The sequence below is a fragment of the Alkalimonas amylolytica genome (assembly GCF_900107845.1).
GTDB classification, from domain to species: Bacteria; Pseudomonadota; Gammaproteobacteria; order Enterobacterales; family Alteromonadaceae; genus Alkalimonas; species Alkalimonas amylolytica.
This window is the reverse complement of sequence record NZ_FNRM01000001.1, coordinates 741323-762105: the sequence shown is the minus strand read 5'-3', so window position 1 is coordinate 762105 and position 20783 is coordinate 741323. Positions and strand designations below refer to the sequence as shown.

19 protein-coding genes and 1 pseudogene are annotated in these 20783 nt (G+C 44.6%); 10 read left to right on the top strand and 10 right to left on the bottom strand.

The window, feature by feature from the left end; all coding sequences use genetic code 11:
* Nucleotides 1-26 precede the first annotated feature (26 nt).
* The 4 genes from rpoZ to BLW37_RS03440 all read right to left on the bottom strand — a co-directional run bounded on the left by rpoZ (nt 27) and on the right by BLW37_RS03440 (nt 2673).
* The gene (gene rpoZ / locus BLW37_RS03455) at nt 27-302 is read right to left on the bottom strand and encodes a DNA-directed RNA polymerase subunit omega (protein WP_091339436.1); all 276 of its coding nucleotides are present in this window, start codon (nt 300-302) and stop codon (nt 27-29) included.
* A 45-nt stretch (nt 303-347) separates the two neighbouring features.
* Nucleotides 348-980: a guanylate kinase gene (gmk, locus tag BLW37_RS03450; RefSeq protein ID WP_091339433.1), complete on the bottom strand. Its 633-nt coding sequence runs from the start codon at nt 978-980 to the stop codon at nt 348-350.
* Nucleotides 981-1069: 89 nt separating this feature from the next.
* Nucleotides 1070-1555, bottom strand: coding sequence for a DUF4442 domain-containing protein (locus BLW37_RS03445; RefSeq protein WP_091339430.1), 486 nt, complete (start codon nt 1553-1555; stop codon nt 1070-1072).
* Between the two features lie 440 nt (nt 1556-1995).
* Complete coding sequence (locus BLW37_RS03440; protein ID WP_091339427.1) at nt 1996-2673, bottom strand: hypothetical protein; 678 nt, start codon at nt 2671-2673, stop codon at nt 1996-1998.
* 115 nt (nt 2674-2788) lie between these two features.
* Between BLW37_RS03440 and BLW37_RS03435 the strand changes: the two genes are divergently transcribed.
* Nucleotides 2789-4252 (top strand): hypothetical protein, encoded by a 1464-nt coding sequence (locus BLW37_RS03435; protein ID WP_091339424.1) that lies wholly within the window; start codon nt 2789-2791, stop codon nt 4250-4252.
* 192 nt (nt 4253-4444) lie between these two features.
* On the top strand, nt 4445-5110 hold the full coding sequence (locus BLW37_RS03430) for an inovirus Gp2 family protein (RefSeq protein WP_091339422.1): 666 nt from the start codon (nt 4445-4447) through the stop codon (nt 5108-5110).
* Between the two features lie 203 nt (nt 5111-5313).
* On the opposite strand, the gene BLW37_RS03425 is transcribed toward BLW37_RS03430, so the two are convergent.
* Together BLW37_RS03425 and BLW37_RS03420 are read right to left on the bottom strand one after the other, a co-directional pair.
* Nucleotides 5314-5958, bottom strand: a complete 645-nt coding sequence (locus BLW37_RS03425; RefSeq protein WP_091339419.1) for a hypothetical protein — start codon at nt 5956-5958, stop codon at nt 5314-5316.
* A gap of 164 nt (nt 5959-6122) precedes the next feature.
* Nucleotides 6123-6311 (bottom strand): hypothetical protein, encoded by a 189-nt coding sequence (locus BLW37_RS03420; RefSeq protein ID WP_091339416.1) that lies wholly within the window; start codon nt 6309-6311, stop codon nt 6123-6125.
* Between the two features lie 205 nt (nt 6312-6516).
* Here BLW37_RS03420 and BLW37_RS03415 point away from each other — a divergent pair, with 205 nt between their 5' ends.
* Complete coding sequence (locus BLW37_RS03415) at nt 6517-6777, top strand: helix-turn-helix domain-containing protein (protein WP_091339412.1); 261 nt, start codon at nt 6517-6519, stop codon at nt 6775-6777.
* Here the strand turns inward: BLW37_RS03415 and BLW37_RS03410 are convergent.
* Together BLW37_RS03410 and radC are read right to left on the bottom strand one after the other, a co-directional pair.
* Nucleotides 6774-7334, bottom strand: a complete 561-nt coding sequence (locus tag BLW37_RS03410) for a tyrosine-type recombinase/integrase (protein WP_091339410.1) — start codon at nt 7332-7334, stop codon at nt 6774-6776. The two genes, BLW37_RS03415 and BLW37_RS03410, sit on opposite strands and share 4 nt — an antisense overlap.
* A 157-nt stretch (nt 7335-7491) precedes the next feature.
* Nucleotides 7492-7968, bottom strand: a complete 477-nt coding sequence (gene radC / locus BLW37_RS03405; protein WP_091339406.1) for a RadC family protein — start codon at nt 7966-7968, stop codon at nt 7492-7494.
* 151 nt (nt 7969-8119) lie between these two features.
* Here radC and BLW37_RS03400 point away from each other — a divergent pair, with 151 nt between their 5' ends.
* Together BLW37_RS03400 and BLW37_RS03395 are read left to right on the top strand one after the other, a co-directional pair.
* Nucleotides 8120-8302: an AlpA family transcriptional regulator gene (locus BLW37_RS03400; protein WP_091339404.1), complete on the top strand. Its 183-nt coding sequence runs from the start codon at nt 8120-8122 to the stop codon at nt 8300-8302.
* 87 nt (nt 8303-8389) lie between these two features.
* Nucleotides 8390-10435, top strand: a complete 2046-nt coding sequence (locus BLW37_RS03395) for a hypothetical protein (protein WP_091339401.1) — start codon at nt 8390-8392, stop codon at nt 10433-10435.
* A 251-nt stretch (nt 10436-10686) separates the two neighbouring features.
* On the opposite strand, the pseudogene BLW37_RS03390 reads toward BLW37_RS03395, so the two are convergent.
* Nucleotides 10687-11510: pseudogene (locus BLW37_RS03390) on the bottom strand (BrxR family transcriptional regulator).
* A gap of 71 nt (nt 11511-11581) precedes the next feature.
* Here BLW37_RS03390 and BLW37_RS03385 point away from each other — a divergent pair.
* The 3 genes from BLW37_RS03385 to BLW37_RS03375 all read left to right on the top strand — a co-directional run bounded on the left by BLW37_RS03385 (nt 11582) and on the right by BLW37_RS03375 (nt 13925).
* Nucleotides 11582-11764, top strand: a complete 183-nt coding sequence (locus BLW37_RS03385; protein WP_091339397.1) for an AlpA family phage regulatory protein — start codon at nt 11582-11584, stop codon at nt 11762-11764.
* A gap of 299 nt (nt 11765-12063) precedes the next feature.
* On the top strand, nt 12064-13071 hold the full coding sequence (locus BLW37_RS03380; RefSeq protein WP_245785591.1) for a Rossmann-fold NAD(P)-binding domain-containing protein: 1008 nt from the start codon (nt 12064-12066) through the stop codon (nt 13069-13071).
* Nucleotides 13071-13925, top strand: coding sequence for a hypothetical protein (locus BLW37_RS03375; protein WP_091339392.1), 855 nt, complete (start codon nt 13071-13073; stop codon nt 13923-13925). The genes BLW37_RS03380 and BLW37_RS03375 overlap by 1 nt, the downstream gene beginning before the upstream one ends.
* A 13-nt stretch (nt 13926-13938) precedes the next feature.
* Here BLW37_RS03375 and BLW37_RS03370 read toward each other — a convergent pair whose 3' ends face one another.
* The gene (locus BLW37_RS03370) at nt 13939-14814 is read right to left on the bottom strand and encodes a helix-turn-helix transcriptional regulator (protein ID WP_091339389.1); all 876 of its coding nucleotides are present in this window, start codon (nt 14812-14814) and stop codon (nt 13939-13941) included.
* Between the two features lie 226 nt (nt 14815-15040).
* On the opposite strand from BLW37_RS03370, the gene BLW37_RS03365 reads away from it, so the two are divergent.
* Complete coding sequence (locus BLW37_RS03365) at nt 15041-18598, top strand: hypothetical protein (RefSeq protein WP_091339386.1); 3558 nt, start codon at nt 15041-15043, stop codon at nt 18596-18598.
* Between the two features lies 1 nt (nt 18599).
* A complete protein-coding gene (locus BLW37_RS03360; protein WP_091339383.1) occupies nt 18600-20663 on the top strand; it encodes a hypothetical protein in 2064 nt (687 codons plus the stop codon).
* The last annotated feature ends 120 nt before the right edge of the window (nt 20664-20783 follow it).

Genomic DNA, 20783 nt, shown 5'->3' with positions numbered 1-20783 from the left:
CCGCTGGCAGTGAAGAAAAGAGGGTTTTATTCGTCGCCGCCGATGATGGCTGCCACAGCGGCCATTTCAGTCGCTTCTTGTTGCATTTGATCCTGACGCTGCTGCTGGTCCAGAATGGACTCGGTGATCAGGCCTTGTTCAATTTCACGCAGGGCAATGACGGTAGCTTTGTCATTTTCCCAATCTACCAGTGGATCTTTGCCTTCGACAGAAATCTGACGGGCACGGCGGGCTGCGACCAGGATCAGGTCAAAGCGGTTGCCAATTTTATCCACTGCATCTTCAACGGTTACGCGAGCCATTCGCTACTCCAAGTCAACAAGTTGTGCAAGACCCGCTAGTATACGCTAATCCGTTGACTTCGCCAACAGTTGATCCAGCAGATCCTGTTGCCGCTGTTGTTGCCGGATGAGGCGGTTGCGCTGGCACAGCACGATGGATCGCAGCTCCAGTAAGGCTTGCTGAAAATCATCGTTCACGATCAGATAGTCGTATTCATCGGCATGACTCATTTCATCCTGTGCCTTGCTCATGCGTCCGGCAATGATGTCGGCGCTGTCCTGGCCGCGACTTTGCAACCGTTGCTGCAGGACACTCAGGCTGGGTGGCAGAATAAAGATACCAATGGTATCAGGCAGTTGCTGGCGGATCTGGCGGGCTCCCTGCCAGTCGATATCCAGAAACACATCGATGCCCTGTTGCAGGGTGTGCTCAAGCGTCGTGCGGGAGGTGCCGTAGTAATTGCCAAATACCTCGGCCCACTCCAGAAACTCACCGGCTGCAATACGGGCTTTAAAATCATCTACTTTGACGAAATGATAATGCACCCCGTTTTGCTCACCAGGGCGTGGTGCCCGCGTCGTGTGCGAGACGCTGACCTGCATATCGGCATGCTGCGCCAGCAGCGCCTGGATCAGGCTGGATTTACCAGCCCCGCTCGGGGCCGATACGATGAATAAGTTTCCGGTAACCTCTGCCATCTGTGTCTGTCCTGCGGCCATAAAACCGCAATTTTACGTTGCCAGAGCGCTGGCTGCAAATACCGCGACAAATACCGCGACAAGAGCCGCTACTTTTTCGCGGGTTTGGCTTTGACCGAGAGCGTCAGGGTAAAAGTGGCCATCGGCTCATCCCCATGCAAGCTCGGGCAGGTCACGACCACCGACACCGGGCGGTTGATACGCTCACCGCTGGCCAGCGACTCATCAATCATCTGATCAATCACATCGCCATCGTGGCTGGTAAAATGCACTTTGGCTTCAGGCCGCTTTAAAAAACTGCCCTGCACATCTTTAAAGGCAAAATTGGCATTGACGCCCCGGGCCTTGGCCTTGGTAAAGACCAAAAAAGCCCCGGCCAAATCGGCGCCAATGGCTAGAGCACCAAAGTAAATGCTGCCCAAGTGGTTTTTGGTGCGCCAGCTATGCGGCATGGTCACTTCCAGCGTGGTGCTATCCATCCGCACAATTTTTGGCGCACAAAAGCCAATCAGCGGAATGTACCGCCAGGCAAAGAATTTCAAGCCCCAGTTGGCTTTACGAAGGGAAATGGCCATCTTGCAACTCCAAATAATGTATCGGGCAAGCTTATACTGGTCAGACCATGAAGGCAAGGGGGTGACCAGGCAGCAAGGTTTCATCCTTGAAGTATGCCTGAGCACAGAAGTCAGTCTATAAATGGCGTGATTTTGTTTGATGAGGCGAATAGTACTGATATTCGCCTCATGGTGTGAGTAGAATAGAAAGTGTCTGCACATCATTGAAGTAGCAAGCTGCTATTCAATGTTCTGGATCTGCTTGGGTAATTTAAAAATTAATGGTTAATAATCAGTGGTATGTGTTTATTTTTGACCATTTTTTGAGTTTAGCCCACCATTTTACCCACCGAAAAATCAATTGCTTTAAACTAAAAACTGCAAGAGTGGTAGCGGGCAGCTTGAGAATTTCTATCTTGTATCGTCAACAGTATTTTTTATGTAGATTGATTTCATGATGACTATTTTGAAAATACTTCATAGTATATTTTTGTTGCTAAAAGCAGGAGCTGATGGTCGATCACGGTGTTTTGTTCGTTCGCAGAATAGATGATGTCATAAAGCTTTGAAATTCCATCCTTTAGCTGATTCTCCAGGTTTGACTGGCAATCATGTTTTGATGCCTCAGCGGAAGGATTCAAAATTAGCTTTTTTAATTTTTCATTCTTACACTGAAGCATTCGTGCGCGTTTATCAGCTTCTTTTTGTCGTTGCATCTCCTTTTTATTTTCCAAAAACAAGCGATAGTTATCATTAATCAGCATTGTAATAACTTCAGACTTTTTTTCACCTTTGCACATTCTGGATAATTGGTCAGACACATCTTTGTCCAGGCTTATCGAGAGAGTAACCAATCCCTTCTGTTTGCGATGCTTTCGGACACGCCATGCGTTTCGCATTTTGTTGGCAACAATCCTCACTACAGCTGGATCCTGAAAGTAGTGAATGACCGTGTTATAGGTGTCAACTTGTACATTGTACCCAAGCTGAATACCAGTATTAACAGGCAGCCCCTGCTTAACCAAGTAATCATGAACCCACTGTTGAGTGGCTGGTGTGTCTGAGTCTAAAAAATCAAACAGTTTTGCAAGCTCTTTTATAGGGTAATTCAATGAAGTAACCATAGTCGATTTTACCATTTGGAATGCTTCATTACGTGTAATGTAACATGTGTGAGTGTCCAAAAGTATGGCACGGTCTGATTAGCTTTGCTACAGTTGGTTGGGTAAAACAATAGGCTATGATGAAGACGCTATGCTTTTACTGGGAACAATGACAGAAGCAAAACCTGAAGCCAGATTGGCGTTGTTGGTGTGGGCTTCAAAATTTGGTGCGGAGGTTCAGGTTGGAGATTTGGACTGGCTTGCGACACATTTATCAGTAACAAAGAGTCATTTAAGATCTGCGTTAGATTACCTAGTTCGTGAAGGGTATATTCAGGAAGTGGTTGGCCTTAGAGTCGTCAGGCAGCCACGGAAAAAAAAGCCAAATCTAGTTGATTATGCGCTTACCACTGCGTCTTGGAATTTGTGGAACCGCTCACTAAGTGAAATGGCATGGCCTGACGAGTTTGTCCACTCTCTAACCAAAATGACAGTGGATGATGAGCAACTTCCAACCACACAATCGCTCACTCAGAGCTGGCAGATGCGACTCGTCAGATCTGTATTCGTCTCTCAGGCTAACTCGGCTGGATATATTGTTGGCTGCGATTTTGAAATGCTGACCAGTTTGCTAGGTATGAAAGAAGCGAAGGTGCGCGCTAATCTTCGTGCTCTCGTCAGGGCTGGTGATGTTTCAATTATTGCAAATGGCATCAGTGCTTCACAGGTGTTTGGTCGATTACTGCCCATTTATAGAGTTCATTTTACTTGTGCTTTTCGAAAAACTATCACTGTTGGCATGCTGCAGCTGGATGGCTGGGATGGTTTAATACGGTTCATTCCCAATTGGGCTGCTTTGAACAAGCAAGTAAGTAAGCAGAAAAATTTACAGTCCTACCCAATTCAGCGGACAGATTTGCTTGATGATGAGCACTATTATCAGTTGTCGAGATTTTTTCGGAGTAATAAAAAATTCATTTATGTGCAACACTTGTGCCAATCGATAATATTTTCATTAGCAGGAGATTATGCCGCTGAGCTAAATTACAATAACAAGATCCACCATGAAACCCATCAATCTAATATACGTGAAAATTTAAAAGGTTTGGTTGATGCGAGGCTTTCTGAATCTCTTTTCAATGGTAAACAACTGGCACTAGAGACGGATATCTCAACTATAAATTGCTATGAGCCTGACTCGGCCCAATCAAGAAGACTCTTAGCTATTTACTTATTCAAACAGCTGAGTGCAGAGCTGGTCAGGGTTATTGATAATATAGCTAATCAGCTTAAATTATTAGTTGATATTTATAGCGTACAAGTTCAGGTGCTAGGCTATTTGCCTAGCGCTCGGATTGCTGCAAAAATTAAGTTGCCAGAAGATACTGGCGAGGACTCTCAAGCTGACAGCCACGCCACAAATCCTAGGCCAAAGATCAAAGCCGCACATTTTATGCTTAATGTGCTTGTTCCAAATGAAAATTTTCTGAGTAGTTGTTTGATTCACTATAATGAGTTATATGCAGAGCAATCAATACCCAATGATCCCCGTATTAGGATTGCTGAGGTAATTGTGGCCCAGAAACCACGGACGAATCACAGTCATCTTCGATAGCAAATTTTTCTAAGTAGCCTTGGGCTCAGCAAAGCACTGAGCTTTTAGATATGTCGGTATATGGTTAATATTAGTAACTGCACAAATCGTCGCTAGTAGCTGACCAAGAATGGAGATTCAGCAAAACCAAAGTGGGTAAATGAATACATAGCCTTTCCATGATGTTGAAGACATCAACACTGGAGAAGTCTCATGTTCAATCCAATGTTTCATCACCTAAACCAACCTGTTCATGGCTACTGGAATGAGCCTACGTTCTATGGCTGGCCTATTATTACAAACCGAGGTCCGCTTCTCACTAATCACTTGGAAGCTATTAGCCGAACTCTGCAACGTACGCTGGTGAGCATGCCACGTGCTTATGCTGTGAGATTCGATCTGCATGTACCAGTTGGATCAGACATTCATGACACCGAGGTGATCACGCGGTTTTTTATCGCATTACGAAGGTTGCTGGAGGCTGCCGATATGGAAAAGACCAAAGCTGGTAAACGTGTCCATCCGCACAAGTTACGGTATTGCTGGGTTAGGGAGTGGGGTGTCGAAGGTAGACCGCATTATCACGTCCTTATCATTTTGAACCATGATCGATATCGGACCTTGGGTTCATTCAAGAACGATGGGGGCAACTTATCGGCTCGAATAAAACTAGCCTGGTCAATTGCAGTAAATCAGAGTCTACAAAGTGCTGCTCGCCTGGTGCACTTCCCCCAAAACGCTGAGTACCGATTGCATCGCAACTCAGCCGACTTTACTCAACAAGTCGAAGAGCTGTTCTATCGGGTCAGTTATTTCGCCAAAGCTGATACCAAAGTGTTTGGTATTGGCCAGCGCTCTTTTGGTGCGAGTAAAAGCTGATAAGAATATCTGAAAAGCTCAAACAGGGTCCGCGCAACAGTATAAAGCACGGCCCCTGATGAAGAGACTCTTGCTATAGGTAGTGTATTTTTAGACCAATAGCGGGCCTCGAAGCCAACAACCAGCAGCTAGGCTGGCAGCTCGAAATGCCCAACCATACCGACTTAATTGAGTCGGTGCAGGCTAAGTTGAATCTCTCAATTTTATGAGCTTTGGTTTAATCTTTGCCACTCTCGCAGCATCTCTTCTTTTTGTTCTTGCTGCATCCTTCTTGCTTCTATATCCATCAGTCTCTGAACGATCCTGGTTGCATTAAGTGTTTGATCTTTCTTACAATCCTTACTTAATTGATCATGGATTCGTTTAACAAAATCTGTATGACCAACTTCGTCAAGTCTTCTGCGAACTGGAGGCAGCATGCCTGGGTTGCCAGTAGACATAACCTGCTCGAGCACTGATCTAAAAGGTACTTGGTCTTTCATAACAGCGCGGCATGAAGCCCATCTTGGGCTCAGAGCATGTTCTTTGTGTACATCTTCAATAATCAGTTGAACTGCCTCAAGGACAGAGATTGATGGATTTCTTTTGCACTGATTAAACGAGTCACGGACGGTGGCAAATTGCAAAACGGTGTTCGTTTGTATGCTAGATAGAATAAAAACCCCTAAATCACTGCGAGGGCCAAGGTGCTCTCCTAACACCTTAGCTTGCTCCATGATTATCGGTGAGGCATGGGATCTTCCAGTACTGTCAATTTGTAGCAGTTCATAGCATGAAATTGAGCGGTCATCAATTTTCCCGCAACTTGCCAGCAAAATTGCTATGGCAGCAATGATATATGTTTTCATTTTAAATCTCCTATGGATTGTGATTACAGTGATCATGGTAATCGCAGCTTCCAAAACCGCAGTGGCTTGACTAATCGTCGTGTATTACTCTGTTTATGGCGTCACTCTGGGCAGGTGCTTGAGTTTTAATAGCGCGACACAGGTGATGCCGCACCATTATCAATTTATTCGCTTTTGGCTAAGTTCTTAGTCTTTACGAATGTGGTTATTGAGTAACCTATACCGTAGAGCGCTGCAATTACTCCCCAGCCTGCAGCTGCCTCAACATCACTGTCGGCGAAGACTGATGCGAAAATCAAACACAATGGAAAGAACACCATTCCGATGATTGACATAATTTTGACTACGTTCATTTTTGTACTCCTACAGGTTGTTGCTATCAACATGAGGTGATGATCACACGATAGCGTTTTTTTATATCCGTGATTACGCTGACGTAAATTCACTATAAAGTCTATTTTGGCCTTTATAGTGGTCATAATGTAGTTTAAAGGGCGTGGCCAGTCTAGCCCTGTTCAGTGAGAATCCCTTAACTCAGATTAATGGGCAGGGGTTGTTGTGGTAGATAGTGAGTTACCAAGTATTTCAACTGCGTTTGGAAGAGCTATTAAGCTCCGTCGTGTTGAAGTTGGCTTTAGCCAAGAAGAACTAGCTGATAAAGCTGAGTTGGCCCGCTCGTTTGTTTCAGGGATTGAGCGAGGGGCTGTTAAGGCTTCAATCCTTTCGGTTTGGAAAGTAGCCACCGCTTTAAAGTGCAAACCCTCAGAGCTCTGGCTGACCGCAGAACGCTTGATTGCGAATGAGCCGAAACAGGTCTAAATTTCCAGTTCCACAAAGTCCTTATCAATGTCCTCCTGTGTGATGCCAATATACCGCAAGGTTACCCCTTCCGAGCTGTGCCGAAGCATCTTCATAACTCGTGCTATATCCTTGGTTGCTTTGTACAAGTGGTAGCCTCGGGTCTTGCGCATTGAGTGCGTACCAAGCTGGATCCCAACCTGAGCGCCAATATCGGCAAAGGCACGGGAAATAAAGCGCCTGGATAATGGCTGTGGCGGCAAATTCATGGCCCGCTGATTTCGGTACGATTGAAACAGGTACGTATGGGTTGGCTGTTCCTGCCGAATGCGGTGGATGATATCAATCGCTTTTTGATTCAGTTTAATACTGGCAGCCTTTTTGGTTTTGCCTTCAATCAGCAACAGGCGATCTTCGCAGACATCCGAAAAGCGGATTGATAACAGATCGGATATGCGAAGAGCCAGGTTTAAGCCAATATTCCAGACATCTGCTACTTGCTGGCTGTAATTACGCTCAAGTAGGTGACTGATCAGTTTCACCTTATCCAGGCTTTTGACTGCGTGCACTTCTGCCATCGTCAACTTCCTCTTTTAAATTAAAACACCGTTTTGAGCACTTCAACCAAGTGCATCGATGTAACTTATTGATTTATAGCGATACCCAAGTTCCCAAAAGAGCAATTTGGGAACTTGGGATTTATGCCGCTAGAAAGTAGGTTTGGATGTGCGTTTGCTAGAGCAAACCACGTTCTGCAAACGAAACGGGAGTCTCACCTACGATGATGTGGTCCAGCACTTTCACATCGACAAGTGCTAACGCTTCTTTTAACCGTTGTGTGATGCGCCGATCTGCGGCCGAAGGTTCTGACACGCCCGAAGGGTGGTTATGGGCAAAAATAACCGCAGCAGCATTTTTCTCCAAAACCAGCTTTACCACTTCCCTGGGATAGACCGGTGCGGCATCAATTGTTCCGTAGAACAGCTCTCTGAACTCAATTAACCGATGTTGGTTATCAAGTAGCATCACTGCGAATACTTCACGGTCATGCTGGTTCATTTTGTAAGTAAGAAAGTCTTTGGTGGCTTGGGGGTTAGTAAACATATCTTTTCGCGCGTACTTCTTGGCTATCAGTGATGCCGCCTTATCCAAAACGGTTAGTGCAGCGACAGACCAGTTGACGACTTCAGCTGGGGTAGGTTTTGGTGCCATGGTGTATCTCCTCGTTTAATAGCTCTGCGTATGCATTGAGGTGATATAGGCCTAATATTTTTTCGATTTAGTTTGATGCGGTTAGTTGGTGAGATCCCAGTTAAGAAATACACAGGGTGCTCATGGTCTGAATGATTATGAGGACCTACCAATGAAACTAATGAAATTGAAAGCTGTAATGGATTGCACCGGATTGGCTCGCTCAACTATTTATAAATTTATCGCAGAAGACCGCTTTCCAAAGCCGGTAAAACTCGGCGCCAGAATGGTGGCGTGGGTGGAGAGTGAAATACAGGAGTGGATACAGGAGAAGGTATTAACTCGAGATAGCTAGTCAGAAAATAATTAAGCTTACTTTTGAAGTAAAGAAACTGACAACAGGCTACAACTCAAACTAAGACAAGCTAAAGGTCACTCCCAGTTGAATAGACTCGTTGGATTTCTAACAGATTTAGAGCTTAAATTATTTCAATTCAAATCCTTCGGCGATAATCTAACCTTTATCTACACCGAGAAGCTAGATGTTTATGTACGGATAGATTTCTTAAAAATGGAGCTTGTTATGATTACGTCGCCTGCTGAACTATGGAAATGCTTGTGCTCAAAAGCTGGATTGGAGTTGAAGCTTGGTAAAGGGAAGCCTGGTAGGGATGCTGACATTGAAGATGCTTTGAGATTAGCCCTCAACATCCCAGACAATGCCCTATCACTTGAGGCCTGGTTGCGAAATGATGCTGCATTACCTAATCCCACAGTAAGTACTGAAACGTTTCTTATCGAAGTGCTGAAAAGCCAAAGCGGTTTTGCACGAATGATGCAAGACATTTTGGATTTATTAATCGAGGCAAATGCTTTACAGGCATCGAATCAACTTAGTGTTGAATTTAAATTTGATGAGGTAAATGATCCAATTAAGGCAACGCTTGGGGAGTTTCGAGAAACTGTACAACGCACTCAAAGTGTTCTTGAAAAACGACCAAAATTACCTAAATCTGAAGTGATGTGGTCACTTTCTGGTACTTTAAGGAAATTTATTCCGAACTATCTTAGTAGCCGGCCGCCTGAAAATTTCCCTGCAGTGAGTCCAATTAAGAAAACAGGACATCAAAACGTAGACACACAACTACGCGCGATTACGGAGCTGGTATCCGCTTTTAGGGAGCTTTGGTTGAAGTATGGAGATACACGTCGCCAAGTAGGGCAGGCTGGTTGTTCAGAATTGTTAAGTGATGAAACTAGGAGTCAGTTAATTGCAGCCACCGATTTTTGGGATATCGGCGTTTTAGAAGGGGCTCGTGTACTATCAACACAGATTAACTCCGAAGAACTAACACCTGCAGATGTTTTCAACATGCTAAATACTGAACTAAGTAAAATTGAGTGGTCTCATATTTGGATAGAGAACACATTTAAAGAGCTGTTAGACATCTTGAATCTACCGGCTTGGCGTCGTCGGCACGAGCTTTATTCAGTTTGGGTTGGTACAAGGATGTTAGCTGTAATTCGAAGTGTCGTTTCAGATGTGCGTTTTCATCTTGTGGATAATGTGCTCTCATTCGCCTTCGGGGGGAGCCGTTTAGCAACATTTAATTGGAACAACAAACAGTACGATGTATGGGCTGAATTGCGTTCAGCGTTGGTGGGCCAGAGCTCTAAACGAAAGAAAGGTATACAGCCTGATTTTCGTGTATTGCAGGTTGATATCTCTAAATCTTCCGGATTGCAAACGACTTATGTGCTTGAATGCAAGCATTACTTAAATGCTAGTAAACAGAATTTCATACAAGCTGCAGCAGATTACGCCCGCAGTTGTCCTCAAGCTATCGTCCATCTTGTTAATCACGGGCCAGCAGATGAAAATACTTTGAGAGAAAACTTGTCTCCTGAACTTCAAGCGCGTACGAAATTCATTGGAGACGCAACGCCGTTAAAAGAGCTCTCAGAAAAGGTTGTAAGTGAATCAATCCGCAATGCTCTATTTCCTGGAGTTTCCCCGGAGTCAGATCTAGCAGAAACACAACCAGTTCAAACTTTAAGTAATGATTTAGAGGCAATTGGTCAAGGATTTGTTGGTTATATACAACTTGAGTGGGATGATACTCTCGATGACATGGACCTCTCCTTGCAAATGATAAGTTCAAGTGGACAGGTTATAAACACGGTTGATTTTCGGAACAGAGGTGCTGTTGATGCTTCACCTTTTTCTTGCTTTGATTGTGATGTGAGAACGGGACCAGGGAAAGAGCGTATTGATATCAGCCGTTGGTTATTCAGCCGCTATAAGGTGATAGCAACGAATTACTCAAGAACTGGTATGATGACTTCCGAGTCTTTGCGCTGCCAAATTGTCATTGGAGCCGAACGCATGCAGTTGCATTTTCCATCGAAGCTAAGTGGAACATCCATTGAATGGCATATTGCTGAGTTAGTTGTATGTAATGGCATTCCTACTGTGAAAGTACTCTAAACGGGAAGGTTCATGAAGTGAGCCTTTGTATTTTGCACTGTAGACAGCCTATTTTGGGCTGATTGACAGTTCAGACAAACAACAGTAATAAGCGTAATGCTCAGCTCAGGTGCGTCACGTTTATCATATTGAGTTACTCGCTCTAGGCTGAATTCTGCATTTTGATACTAGTGGTAATTGAATAAACGAATCAGTAAAGAGCGGCGAATACTACTAACCTGGCGGAAGCTACAACCCGGTAGCATTCAGAACTACTTACCGTAAGCATAAAACGTATGCCGTATAACCTCATCCAAATTCGCCACCATTATCTGTTGCGCCTCCGGGCGCGCTTCTTTTTTGGCCAGGTCCAGGTTAAGCGCCTGCACGGCGTAGGGTACTAGGGCAGAGCGTACTGGTACTACCCGCTTACCGTCGGTCATGTTGTAATCCTCGGCAATAATGGCTTTTTGATAGTCGCTTAACCTGGAATCTGGCATTAGCACGATGTCTATTTTGGTATTCCAGCGCTCGTCCTGATGTATAGTCATATCGGCATCGCCTTCGATGCCATTTATGCCGCGAAACCGACTAAGCACAAAATCACGATACTCCCGGTTCTTTTCACAGTAAGCACGCACGTGCCAGCGAAGTGGGGTACAAACCAGTGTGTTCGGGGCGATGATGCGGCTTTCTTCATCTGGGCTGGTGAGCGATACATAACCCATATCGATCTTTTTACCGTCTCACGCGGCCCGCACTAGTGCCCGCAGAATATCAGGGTTTATCTGACGTAGTGGCGGCGTTAGCATTTCAGTGTGGGCAAAGCCTAAATCGAGTTGGCTAAAGGTATGGGCAAAGTCTTTAATGCTTGCCAGTGCATGCAGGTATTCATCTGCCAGGCCGCTGGTAAGCTTGGGTGAAAAATCAGGTGCGGGTTTTACCCCTTAAGCTTACCGTCGTATATTAGGTTGCCGGGCGTGACATCGCGCAAATAGGCATTAATGTCCTTTGATGCCTGCTGGCGGGCAAAGCCAAAGCTATTACACAAATGGTTAGTGGTTAGCCGGCCTTCCCCTAATGTCGCTATCTCAATTAACCGGTACTAGCTTACAGTTAAAAATTACACAATAGGCACATGATCTAGACTAATATGAGGATCCGACCATGAAACTAAGGAAATTAAAAGCCGTTATGGAATGTACTGGCTTGGCGCGTTCAACCGTTTATAAGTTTATTGCTGAAGAGCGCTTTCCAAAGCCGGTGAAACTGGGTGTCCGGATGGTAGCGTGGGTGGAAGAGGAAATACTAAATTGGATACTGGAACGAATTAATGAGCGTGATTTGTAGACCGCATTGCATGCCATTATGCTGGTAGTGAATACAGTAAGGTTAATACTTGCGGTGTTGTGTGTATTTCGTGTTTAATGTTACTCTTTTGATAAAAGTTTCGCTGAAATGGAGTTCAAAAAATGAGCTGGATGCACACAGGCAAAGTTCAGGCTTTTAATTACAGTGGTTTAGATAAAAGTCTAGCACAGGAACACGGTATCCGTTTACCGTCGCAGTATCTAAACAATCACTGGCAATTGACGCATCAGGCACTGTTGATGCTTGCCAGCCTGAATGATTACGATCAGCAGCAGGTGATGAAAGAGATTGACTATATCACCCGCTTCCCCAATTCTACTTATTCGACAAAGCACAGCCTGAACCCTTTTCGCCGTATCTATCGCACGCGTTATCCATTTCGCAGTTATCATTACTTGTTGGAGTACAAAACAAACGGAGCCGGCCAGGTTGTTATTGATGACATTTACTTCGACAGAAATGTGCTGGGTACCAAAAACAATATCGCCAATGAGAGAACCACACTGTACAACGTTAGCCGTGAAAGCAATGCCAACTATAATGGCCCAACACCCAGCGATGGCATTAAAACGCTTACCGGTGCTTGGATAGCCCGAGAAGCCGTGCCTCATGTACAGACTGAGCATGCCGCTGTTAATGGCATGCAAAATGAGCTTAATAAAGCTGCCTGGTTAATGGGCGTACATGCACAGGCTGCTTATAGCGCAGATGGCATTGCAGGCTACACGCTATTTCATAACCCAAGCGATGGCTGGAAGTTAGACCTTGCCGAATGCATGTTTGATAAACTAAGCAGAACCAAATCGCACAACGCCCAGCACCTAGCGGCGATACTGTCGCATGCTCAAAAAAGTGGTAAAGCCATAAAGTGGGTAGCACACAGCCAGGGCGCGATTATCTTTAATGCGGCGTTACTGCATTATCGGGCAAACTATGGCGGCAGGTTAACGACCCAGCAATTGGCTCTGCATGGTAGTGGCGCAAATGTCGAAAGGTTATCGCAACTGGCCGCTGGGCTGGGGATGAAAATAGTAGCTGTTAGGAATAACCCGTTTGATTTAGTACCTAACCTAGCCGGCGGTAATGATTTATCGGCCAGTAGCTTATGCCGTAGCATAAAGTTTTGTGGCCTTGTGTTTGGCAAAGATTCTGAACCTGGTGTTAGCCCACATACGTTACCGTATCTGGGTATTGAAACTTACAAAGAGCAATTACGAATGTTTGGCAACCATAAAAAGGCGGCGCAGGTGCAGCGTTATATCAACAAACATGTTGGTAAGAGCTGATGCAGTTACTCAAAAATTGGTGGCAGGGTTTTGCTGGCGGTCCGGATTTTAACAAACTGCATAAACTCACGCTCAGGCTGGAGGAATACCGGCTGGAGTTGATGCTGCCTTACTCAAACATTGCCTCGTACGAGCAACCCAAACAGATTAATTTTCCATTCCGGGCACAAGGCTGGTTTGAAGCAAATGCAGAGCAAGACTGGCATCATTATGGTGTTCATGTTCATACCGAAGGCTGGTGTTATCTGGCACCTATCATAAGGTTCGACGGCGGCGAGTATGGTGTGCTTTGGCTGCAACTGAAAATCAAAAAAGTACCTGATGCCGTTAATGCATTAAACAGAAATGAGTTAGCGCAGCATGTAACCGATGAATACGATGCGCACTACAACTCCGAAGTTATTGGCCCAGAAGGCAACGGCCAGGGCTTGGGATGGAATACGCAACAAAGAAAGAAACTGGAAGCAGAAGCGGAAGATGCCGCATCACGCGGGGCTACTGGCCGAAAAGACCGGTTGGAAGAGCATGCTCGCTTGCAAATTCAGAGTTTCGGTTTTCCACCGTTAAAGCCGGCACAAGTTATCTCGATGCATGGGTTTGATTGGGTGTTTTATCAGGAACGAAGGGGGGAGAGCATTACCCGAACAGATCACTACTGCTTGCCGCTGGATAAGCGTTACTACTTGGCGCTGAGCTTTAAGCATCAGGTTGATGTCTCAAGCGAAAAGTCCTGGCAACGGCATGCCGAGAAAGCCCAGCTTAATATCGTTAAAAGTCTACGGCTGCATGTTGGACCTGAGTTGGACACTGCAATGATTCAAGACAAGCAAAGCAGTGGGTTAAATTTAAGTTAGTACAAACTCTTGCTCAGAACGCATGCAGTTTAACTTCTTCCAGGTTTGCCACCATGATCTGCTGAGCTTCTGGGCGCGCTTCTATTTTTGCCAGATCCAGATTTAAGGCCTGTACTGCATAAGGCACCAGGGCAGAGCGTACCGAGATAACCCGTTTGCCGCCAACCATATTGTAATCTTCAGCAATAATGGCTTTTTGATAGGCGCTTAATCTGGAATCAGGCACTAATACGATATCGACTTTGTTATTCCAGCGCTCATCCTGCTCTTTTGTCATCTCGGCATCACCCTCGATGCCGTTTATGCCGCGAAAACGGCTTAACACAAAATCCCTAAAGTCGCGGTTTTTTTCGCAATATGCTCGCATATGCCAACGAAGTGGCGTACACACCAGCGTATGTGGCGCAATAATGCGGCTCTCCTCATCGGGTGAAGTCAGTGATACATAGCTCATGTCAATTTTATTGCCATCTCGTGCGGCTTGCACCAATGCACGAAGAATATCAGGGTTCACCTGCCGAAGTGGAGGCGTTAGCATTTCAGTATGGGCAAAGCCTAAGTCCAGCTGACTAAAAGTGTGAGTGAAATCTTTGATACTAGCCAATGCATGCAGGTACTCATCTGTAAGGCCGCTGGTTACTTTAGGCGTAAAGTTATCAGACGGCTTGTAGCCTTTTAGTTTGCTATCGTACACCAGATTACCAGGCCCAACATCGCGTTTGTAGGCATTGATATCTTTCGATGCCTGTTGGCGAGCAATGCCAAAGCTGTTGCAAAGATGGTTCGTAGTTAAGCGGCCTTCCCAAAGTGCGACAATTTCAATCAGCCTGTAACGCATCAGCAGCTCCCAGCGGATTGGCCAGCCAATATTGCTATTCTGTTTCGGCATCAGAAAACCTGTATTGTTTGCAAGCATATAAGTCGATACTCTCGAGTCTTTGGCAAAAGTGTAGCAATAAAAGATGATTTTTTTCAGATATTTAATATTCTGCGTTATTACTGAGTATGAATATGTGTATGTTAACCGTACACTGTTTGGGTATACAGTCTGGCGGGATTTATTAAAAAGCGTATTCTGCAGTAAGTAAAAACTTTACCGATCACAGGAACTCACTATGGACTTCAAGGCGATAAAAGCATCACTGTGTGATCAGAATCCACTGTGCACTCTGGTGAATGAACTTTTGTTGTCACCTTATCTGCACGACCAACAGTGCGACCAGGGTGCATTTTTTCCGTTACCGTTTCAGACTGGCATCGGTAAGACATACTCAGCACTAAAACTAATTCTCTGGGATATGGTCTGGCAAGATAAACAAGATGCAGAAAAGCGGCCGGTAATTTTCATTACTGACTCTATAGATAATGTCAAAAGTGCCTTTGCTGAAATTAATAAGCATATTGATTCTGAAAACAGTTTATCTGCAGATGAAAAGAGTATTCTTCGAGATCGTATCGTTTATCTTCCCAGTCAGAAAAATCAGTTACTTGATACGGCACCATCAGACATTGAGAAAATACTGCAGCTTTTTGACTTGCAAAACTCTGAGCTATTTAATGATTGGAGAGAAATTCATGCTCTGCGGGATTTGGCTGGCCATCATCCTAACGAAGCTATAAACAGCAGCGTAAATAAATACGCTCAGCAATTTTATTCAAAATTGGTGCGGTATATTCAGACTGTGCAGCAATCTGACGCACCAGTGCGGCTCAATGAAAGCCAGCAGTGCTTACTTGAGAGGTTGATACCTGGCGAAAGAGTTGTGTCAGGTAAAGCTCATGTCATGTTTATGACAACAAAAAAGTATCTGAAAGGCATCGATACAGTAAAAGGAAAGTATCGGCCGTTAAGAGAGTTAAATCGACAATGGCTAATCATTGATGAGGTCGATAAGCAAAACTCAGAAATTCTCTCCGAGTTGCTCAACAACAAAGCAGAAGATCTGTTGCAAGTCATCCGCACTCTGTTGTCCAACTTCCAGGTATTTAAATTAGAAAACTCGGAACGGTACCGTGGTGTTGATGACGTTTTTGACGAAGTCAGACAAAAACTCAATGAGTTTCAAAGAAAATGGCGAATGGAATTCGCGTTTAATACTTCGGGCAAAACCTTAGCCGACTCTCCGGTGAGGCTATTTTCCGACCGACTGACAGTGCACTCAATATTCCATCGGAAAGCGCAGGAATACGAAGCCTTGGCCAGTAATACCACCAATACTCTGGCTTTGGAGCGCAATGAGGTATTACAGAAAAATCTTATATCTGTTGTACCAAAGGAAGATTTAAACGATGAAATTTCAAATGATTTATTGCAGTTTTTAAATGATGCAGACCACATATATCAACGCTTTTTGCAAAGTATGATGCTTGCGGTTTCGCGCTATCAGCAAAACCTTGGTGCACTCACAAAGGACAATGCGACTAGAAACTCTCTGCTGCAAGATGCCGTTTTATCCATTCTTGAGCATTACAACCTAAGCCAATTTAGTGACGCTGTTTTCAATGCGTTTGACACTCATCGCTTAAATATGAAAAACAAACAAAAGCTGGCATCTGGCCGCAGCTATCACACTAAAGGCTTTAAGAGTATCGACATCAGCCAAAATGCAGGCGTGCGAGATACGGTTAGTTGCTATTTAAACGGTTTGAGTATAACACCGACTGGGCTACTGGCAATGATGGTTGAGGAGGGGGCCGTTATTCTGGGTATTAGTGCTACCGCAACGGCAAGAACCGTAATTCATAACTTTGATATGGAATATTTAAGAGCGCGCTTAAAGCACAATTTTATTGATTTAGAGCCACAGCACCGAAAATTTATTGGTGACTACTATCAAAGCCGGCGCAATTACCAACGAGAGAGTGTCACGGTTGATGTTAGCTTTAACTATGCCGACGACAATTTTTTGCTAGCCGAGGCAGAGGGGAGCAACTCCAGAGCTCGCTCGTTGTATTTAGATAACCTTATGCCTGATCCTGACGACGGGAGTGCTTATTTTAGAAGTTGGGTGGCAAAGCTGCTGCGTGCCATTCATCAGTTCGTTGGACTGCCTGATAATCGCTATATGCTCGCTTTGCTTAATCGGACAATAGATGAAAATACCTACCCCGCCTTGATGAGTTTTATTCAACACAGTGTCAGCAAATTTGCGAAGGAGAAAGGCACTAAAGTCCAAATATTCTTTGGTGTAAATGCGGCAGCCATGCACAAAGGCCGTTATGAAGAAGTTTTAGCTGCACTTAGTAAAACTGCAGATAAAGTTGTGGTAATTTCGACTTATAAATCAATGGGAGCAGGCAAAAACCCAGACTACCTTGTAGAGGATAAGCTGCTGGCTTCAAAGCTTAAATATACTGGTTTGGAGCAGCTTAACGGTGCTAAGGTCAAGTCAGATATTGACACTATTTTTCTGGAGAAGCCGACCAGACTGCTTGAATCTGACGTGGATTTTAAACTAAGGCAGCTAAAACTGTTGCATCAATTTATGTCGTTAAAAGCCGCCGGCGACTTATCCCACAACGCTACAAAAAAACTTTGCAATGATGTGTTGCGCGGTGAGAAAGATCCTCGATTACTTCAAGAATATTACAAGCTTGAGGATTACCAGTGGGCAAGTCGAAAGTATATAGAGCAAGCTGTTGGTCGAATGGCGCGTACTGAGTTTAAGCAAAAATCTATTCGCATCTATGCAGATGCTGAACTGATACAGCTATTGTCTGCTGACCCTCGTCAGCACGAACTTTTATCGCATGAATATGTTGCTATAGTGCAAAAGGCCAAACTGGCATCGCAGCCTTCGGCCAGTAGCTTTGTAGAGCAGCGGCTACTCAATATTGCCCGGAACAACAATATCGATGCTGGCCTGATGATCTCAGGCTTGCTAGCTCGCTTGTTTAAATCTGATCGAGTACTGCCATCAGACGTTAGCGCTTGGCAAGCTATACGCGAGCAGCTATTAAAGCATCCGGTGTTACCGGTTCAAGATGCAACTTGGCCTACCTTATACCTGCAGCTTCCAGAGAATTCGCCACTTCCGCAGTATAGATATGACGGTGACCCGGATGGTAACCTGGAAAACTATCGTTTTTTTGACGAAGTTAGTTCAGGTAAAGTCGTCAGTTATGAAAATACGCCTTTGCCGGTACTGAGTCTGAATACTCATATCCGACAGAGCTTTTTAGCGCAGGGGTACCAGCTGAATTGGCCGGAAGAAGGTTGGGTGATGGTGCCGTATCTGTTCACGAATGTGTATTTGCCCGCAATCGCTGAACAAGCTGTAAAGGCGGTGCTCATTGGGGCAGGGTTCAATTGGCAAGAGATGCCGGCAGCTTATTTTGAGTGTTTGGATGCGTTGCTGGAAAAAGGTGACTGTAGCCTTGGCTTAGATGTGAAATTCTGGTCTGTTGACCAAGTGCCGACTCCCCGCACAATTGGCAAACTTAAAGAATTACACCTGCAGGGGCTTTGCAATCAGTTTGTCTACATCAACCTTTTTGCGCAGGGCAAAAGCAGAATACGTTATCTCGACCTCGATTTCAGGCAATGCTCAAGCCAGCAAGCAAAGATACTGGAAATCTCAGGCCTTATTGATAGCGCATCTGCAGTGGTTTGCAGTGATGCATTAAAAGCGTTGACGCTTTGGTGTTTAAACAGCGAGTGCACGGAGAGCTAAAATGGCGAAAATAACCCCTTCAGGCATTCCGGTGCTCACAACTTATATTGCGGCAACTCAGTTTGATATGCCGGCGTTGGCGAAGCAGTACGACATTTACTCTATCAGTTATCAGCATGCTGCAGACAAACAAGAAAAAGCTGAGATTAAACGGACAATCCCAAGCTTGTTGTATAAAACCGGCTGCGTTTTATCAATGGTCGATGACTACTACAGCAAGCGATATTACGTGCTCTTGCCACTACAGCATAATTTCAGTTTTGATGATCCAAGAGTAAGTGTTAAAAGAGTGCGTTTTGAATATACGCCGACGTACATTTTGGACAAGTTATTACTCCGGGCCTTGGCGCGTAAATCAACTCAGGCAAATGCCGCACTTGGCCGGTTTGAACAGAACGGACTTTATTACCTGGTAAATTTCAAGAAATCCCGAAAAGCTAAAATTACTAATAAAAAACTCATCGCAGTCGAGATCGATATTGACGCCGATTGGTCAGGAAGAACGGATAGTGGAGAAGTACCACGTTGCCTGATAGCAAAGGTAGTCACTTTTACTCCTGTTGAGGAATTACAAGACGCTTCGGGTAAGCTATACGCCGAATATGCAATGGAACCGAGATACGCGCTTGACTTAAATTCCGCGATGGTTAGTAAAAGTGTCAAAGGGGAATACATTAAAGTAGCAGCCAGTAAATTTAAAAACAGGGTAGCGGCTATTGAGTTAAAAGAGTTGGATTTAGAGCTATTTGAGCGTACAAAAACCGGGGTTATCAGCCAGTGTCTTGACGATATCAAAACTGTATACGGTGATACGTTCTGCGTAGCGCTGAAATCTTTTCCGTCGCATCTGGAATTGTTACCCAAGGGAAATGAGATAAAAAAACACTATGCAGTGATAACCGGGCGATTGTTACAACACCCTATTTTCTTGATAAACACTACCAACGATGAGCAGGCCGAACAGCGTTTGTTGCATCAGTTAATTACTGATGGTTACTCCGTAAGTTGTGCGGCCGAGCCCGAGCAGGATAATCTGAATTTATTGATAACTCACCACAAAGATACGTATGCCAGAGGGCAAGACCCCTATTTGCAAGTTAAGCAAGCTAACCCAGGCGTTATCATTCAAAACTGCACAATTGAAAACCTGATAGATGCCAAGGGGCATCTATCTTCACATGTTTACGAAGTGCTGTTAAAAGAGCTGTTCGTAAAGTTAGAGCTAAGTACAAAACAGATTTTAATCGACAACATGCCTGACGCCTTAGGCGCAACATACATTATTGCCCAGCGTGTTAGCGTTGCAGAAATTAGGTATTACACGTTACAAATCGATAATGCCAGACTACATTTTGGCAGGCTGTCAGATGTTGAAGCAGGTGCTTTAAATCAATTAATTAATCCGCATCATAGCAAGATGTTTAATGGTAGTAATTGGCAGCTAAAGCCGCTTATGTATTGGCCAGAACAGCAGGAGTATCTGTTTATCACAGATACACCTGCTGTTCCTTTAGCCGATATCAATGCGATTCTGCCGATCTTGGTTAGCGTAGAGCAGAGTAATGGTAAGGCGATACCCAAAGCGCTAATAGAGCAGTTTTGTCTGCAATTCCCGGGCAATGCGGCAGGTATGCTATTACTGCATTACCTTGCTACAAATACAGAAGTCGGTGCTATTAAGGTTGCCGATGCAAAGATGGTGCTTAAAGAGGATAAAAGCTTAAAGCGCAGCGAGGCAAAAGAGCAACTAAATCAATGGTTACAGAACTATGGTATTACACTGTGGCAATCTGTCAAAAAACGCCAGGACGGCTTTTTGCAAGCGCACCATGGCCTTAGGGTATTCGCTGAACATCGCATGTACTTTTCTGCTAATGTGCAGTCGGTTAAAGCCAGTTATGGCAACTTCAGCCGTTTATACCGGCTGTGTGGCAATGTAGCGGATGTTCCGACAAAGTTTTACGAACTGCTAACTCCATCACATATCCGGCATAAACAATATTCGGTATTGCCGTACCCATTCAAGTATCTGCGGGAGGAGATTGGAAGGTTAGAGCTAACATAGGACATCATAAGAAGCTAATTGAACATGATAAGACCGTATAGATAAAGGCGAACTCATTCATTAAAAGCTGATGTGCCTGTTTAGGGTTTAGCGAAGGTTTTAAAATATCTCTCTTACAAG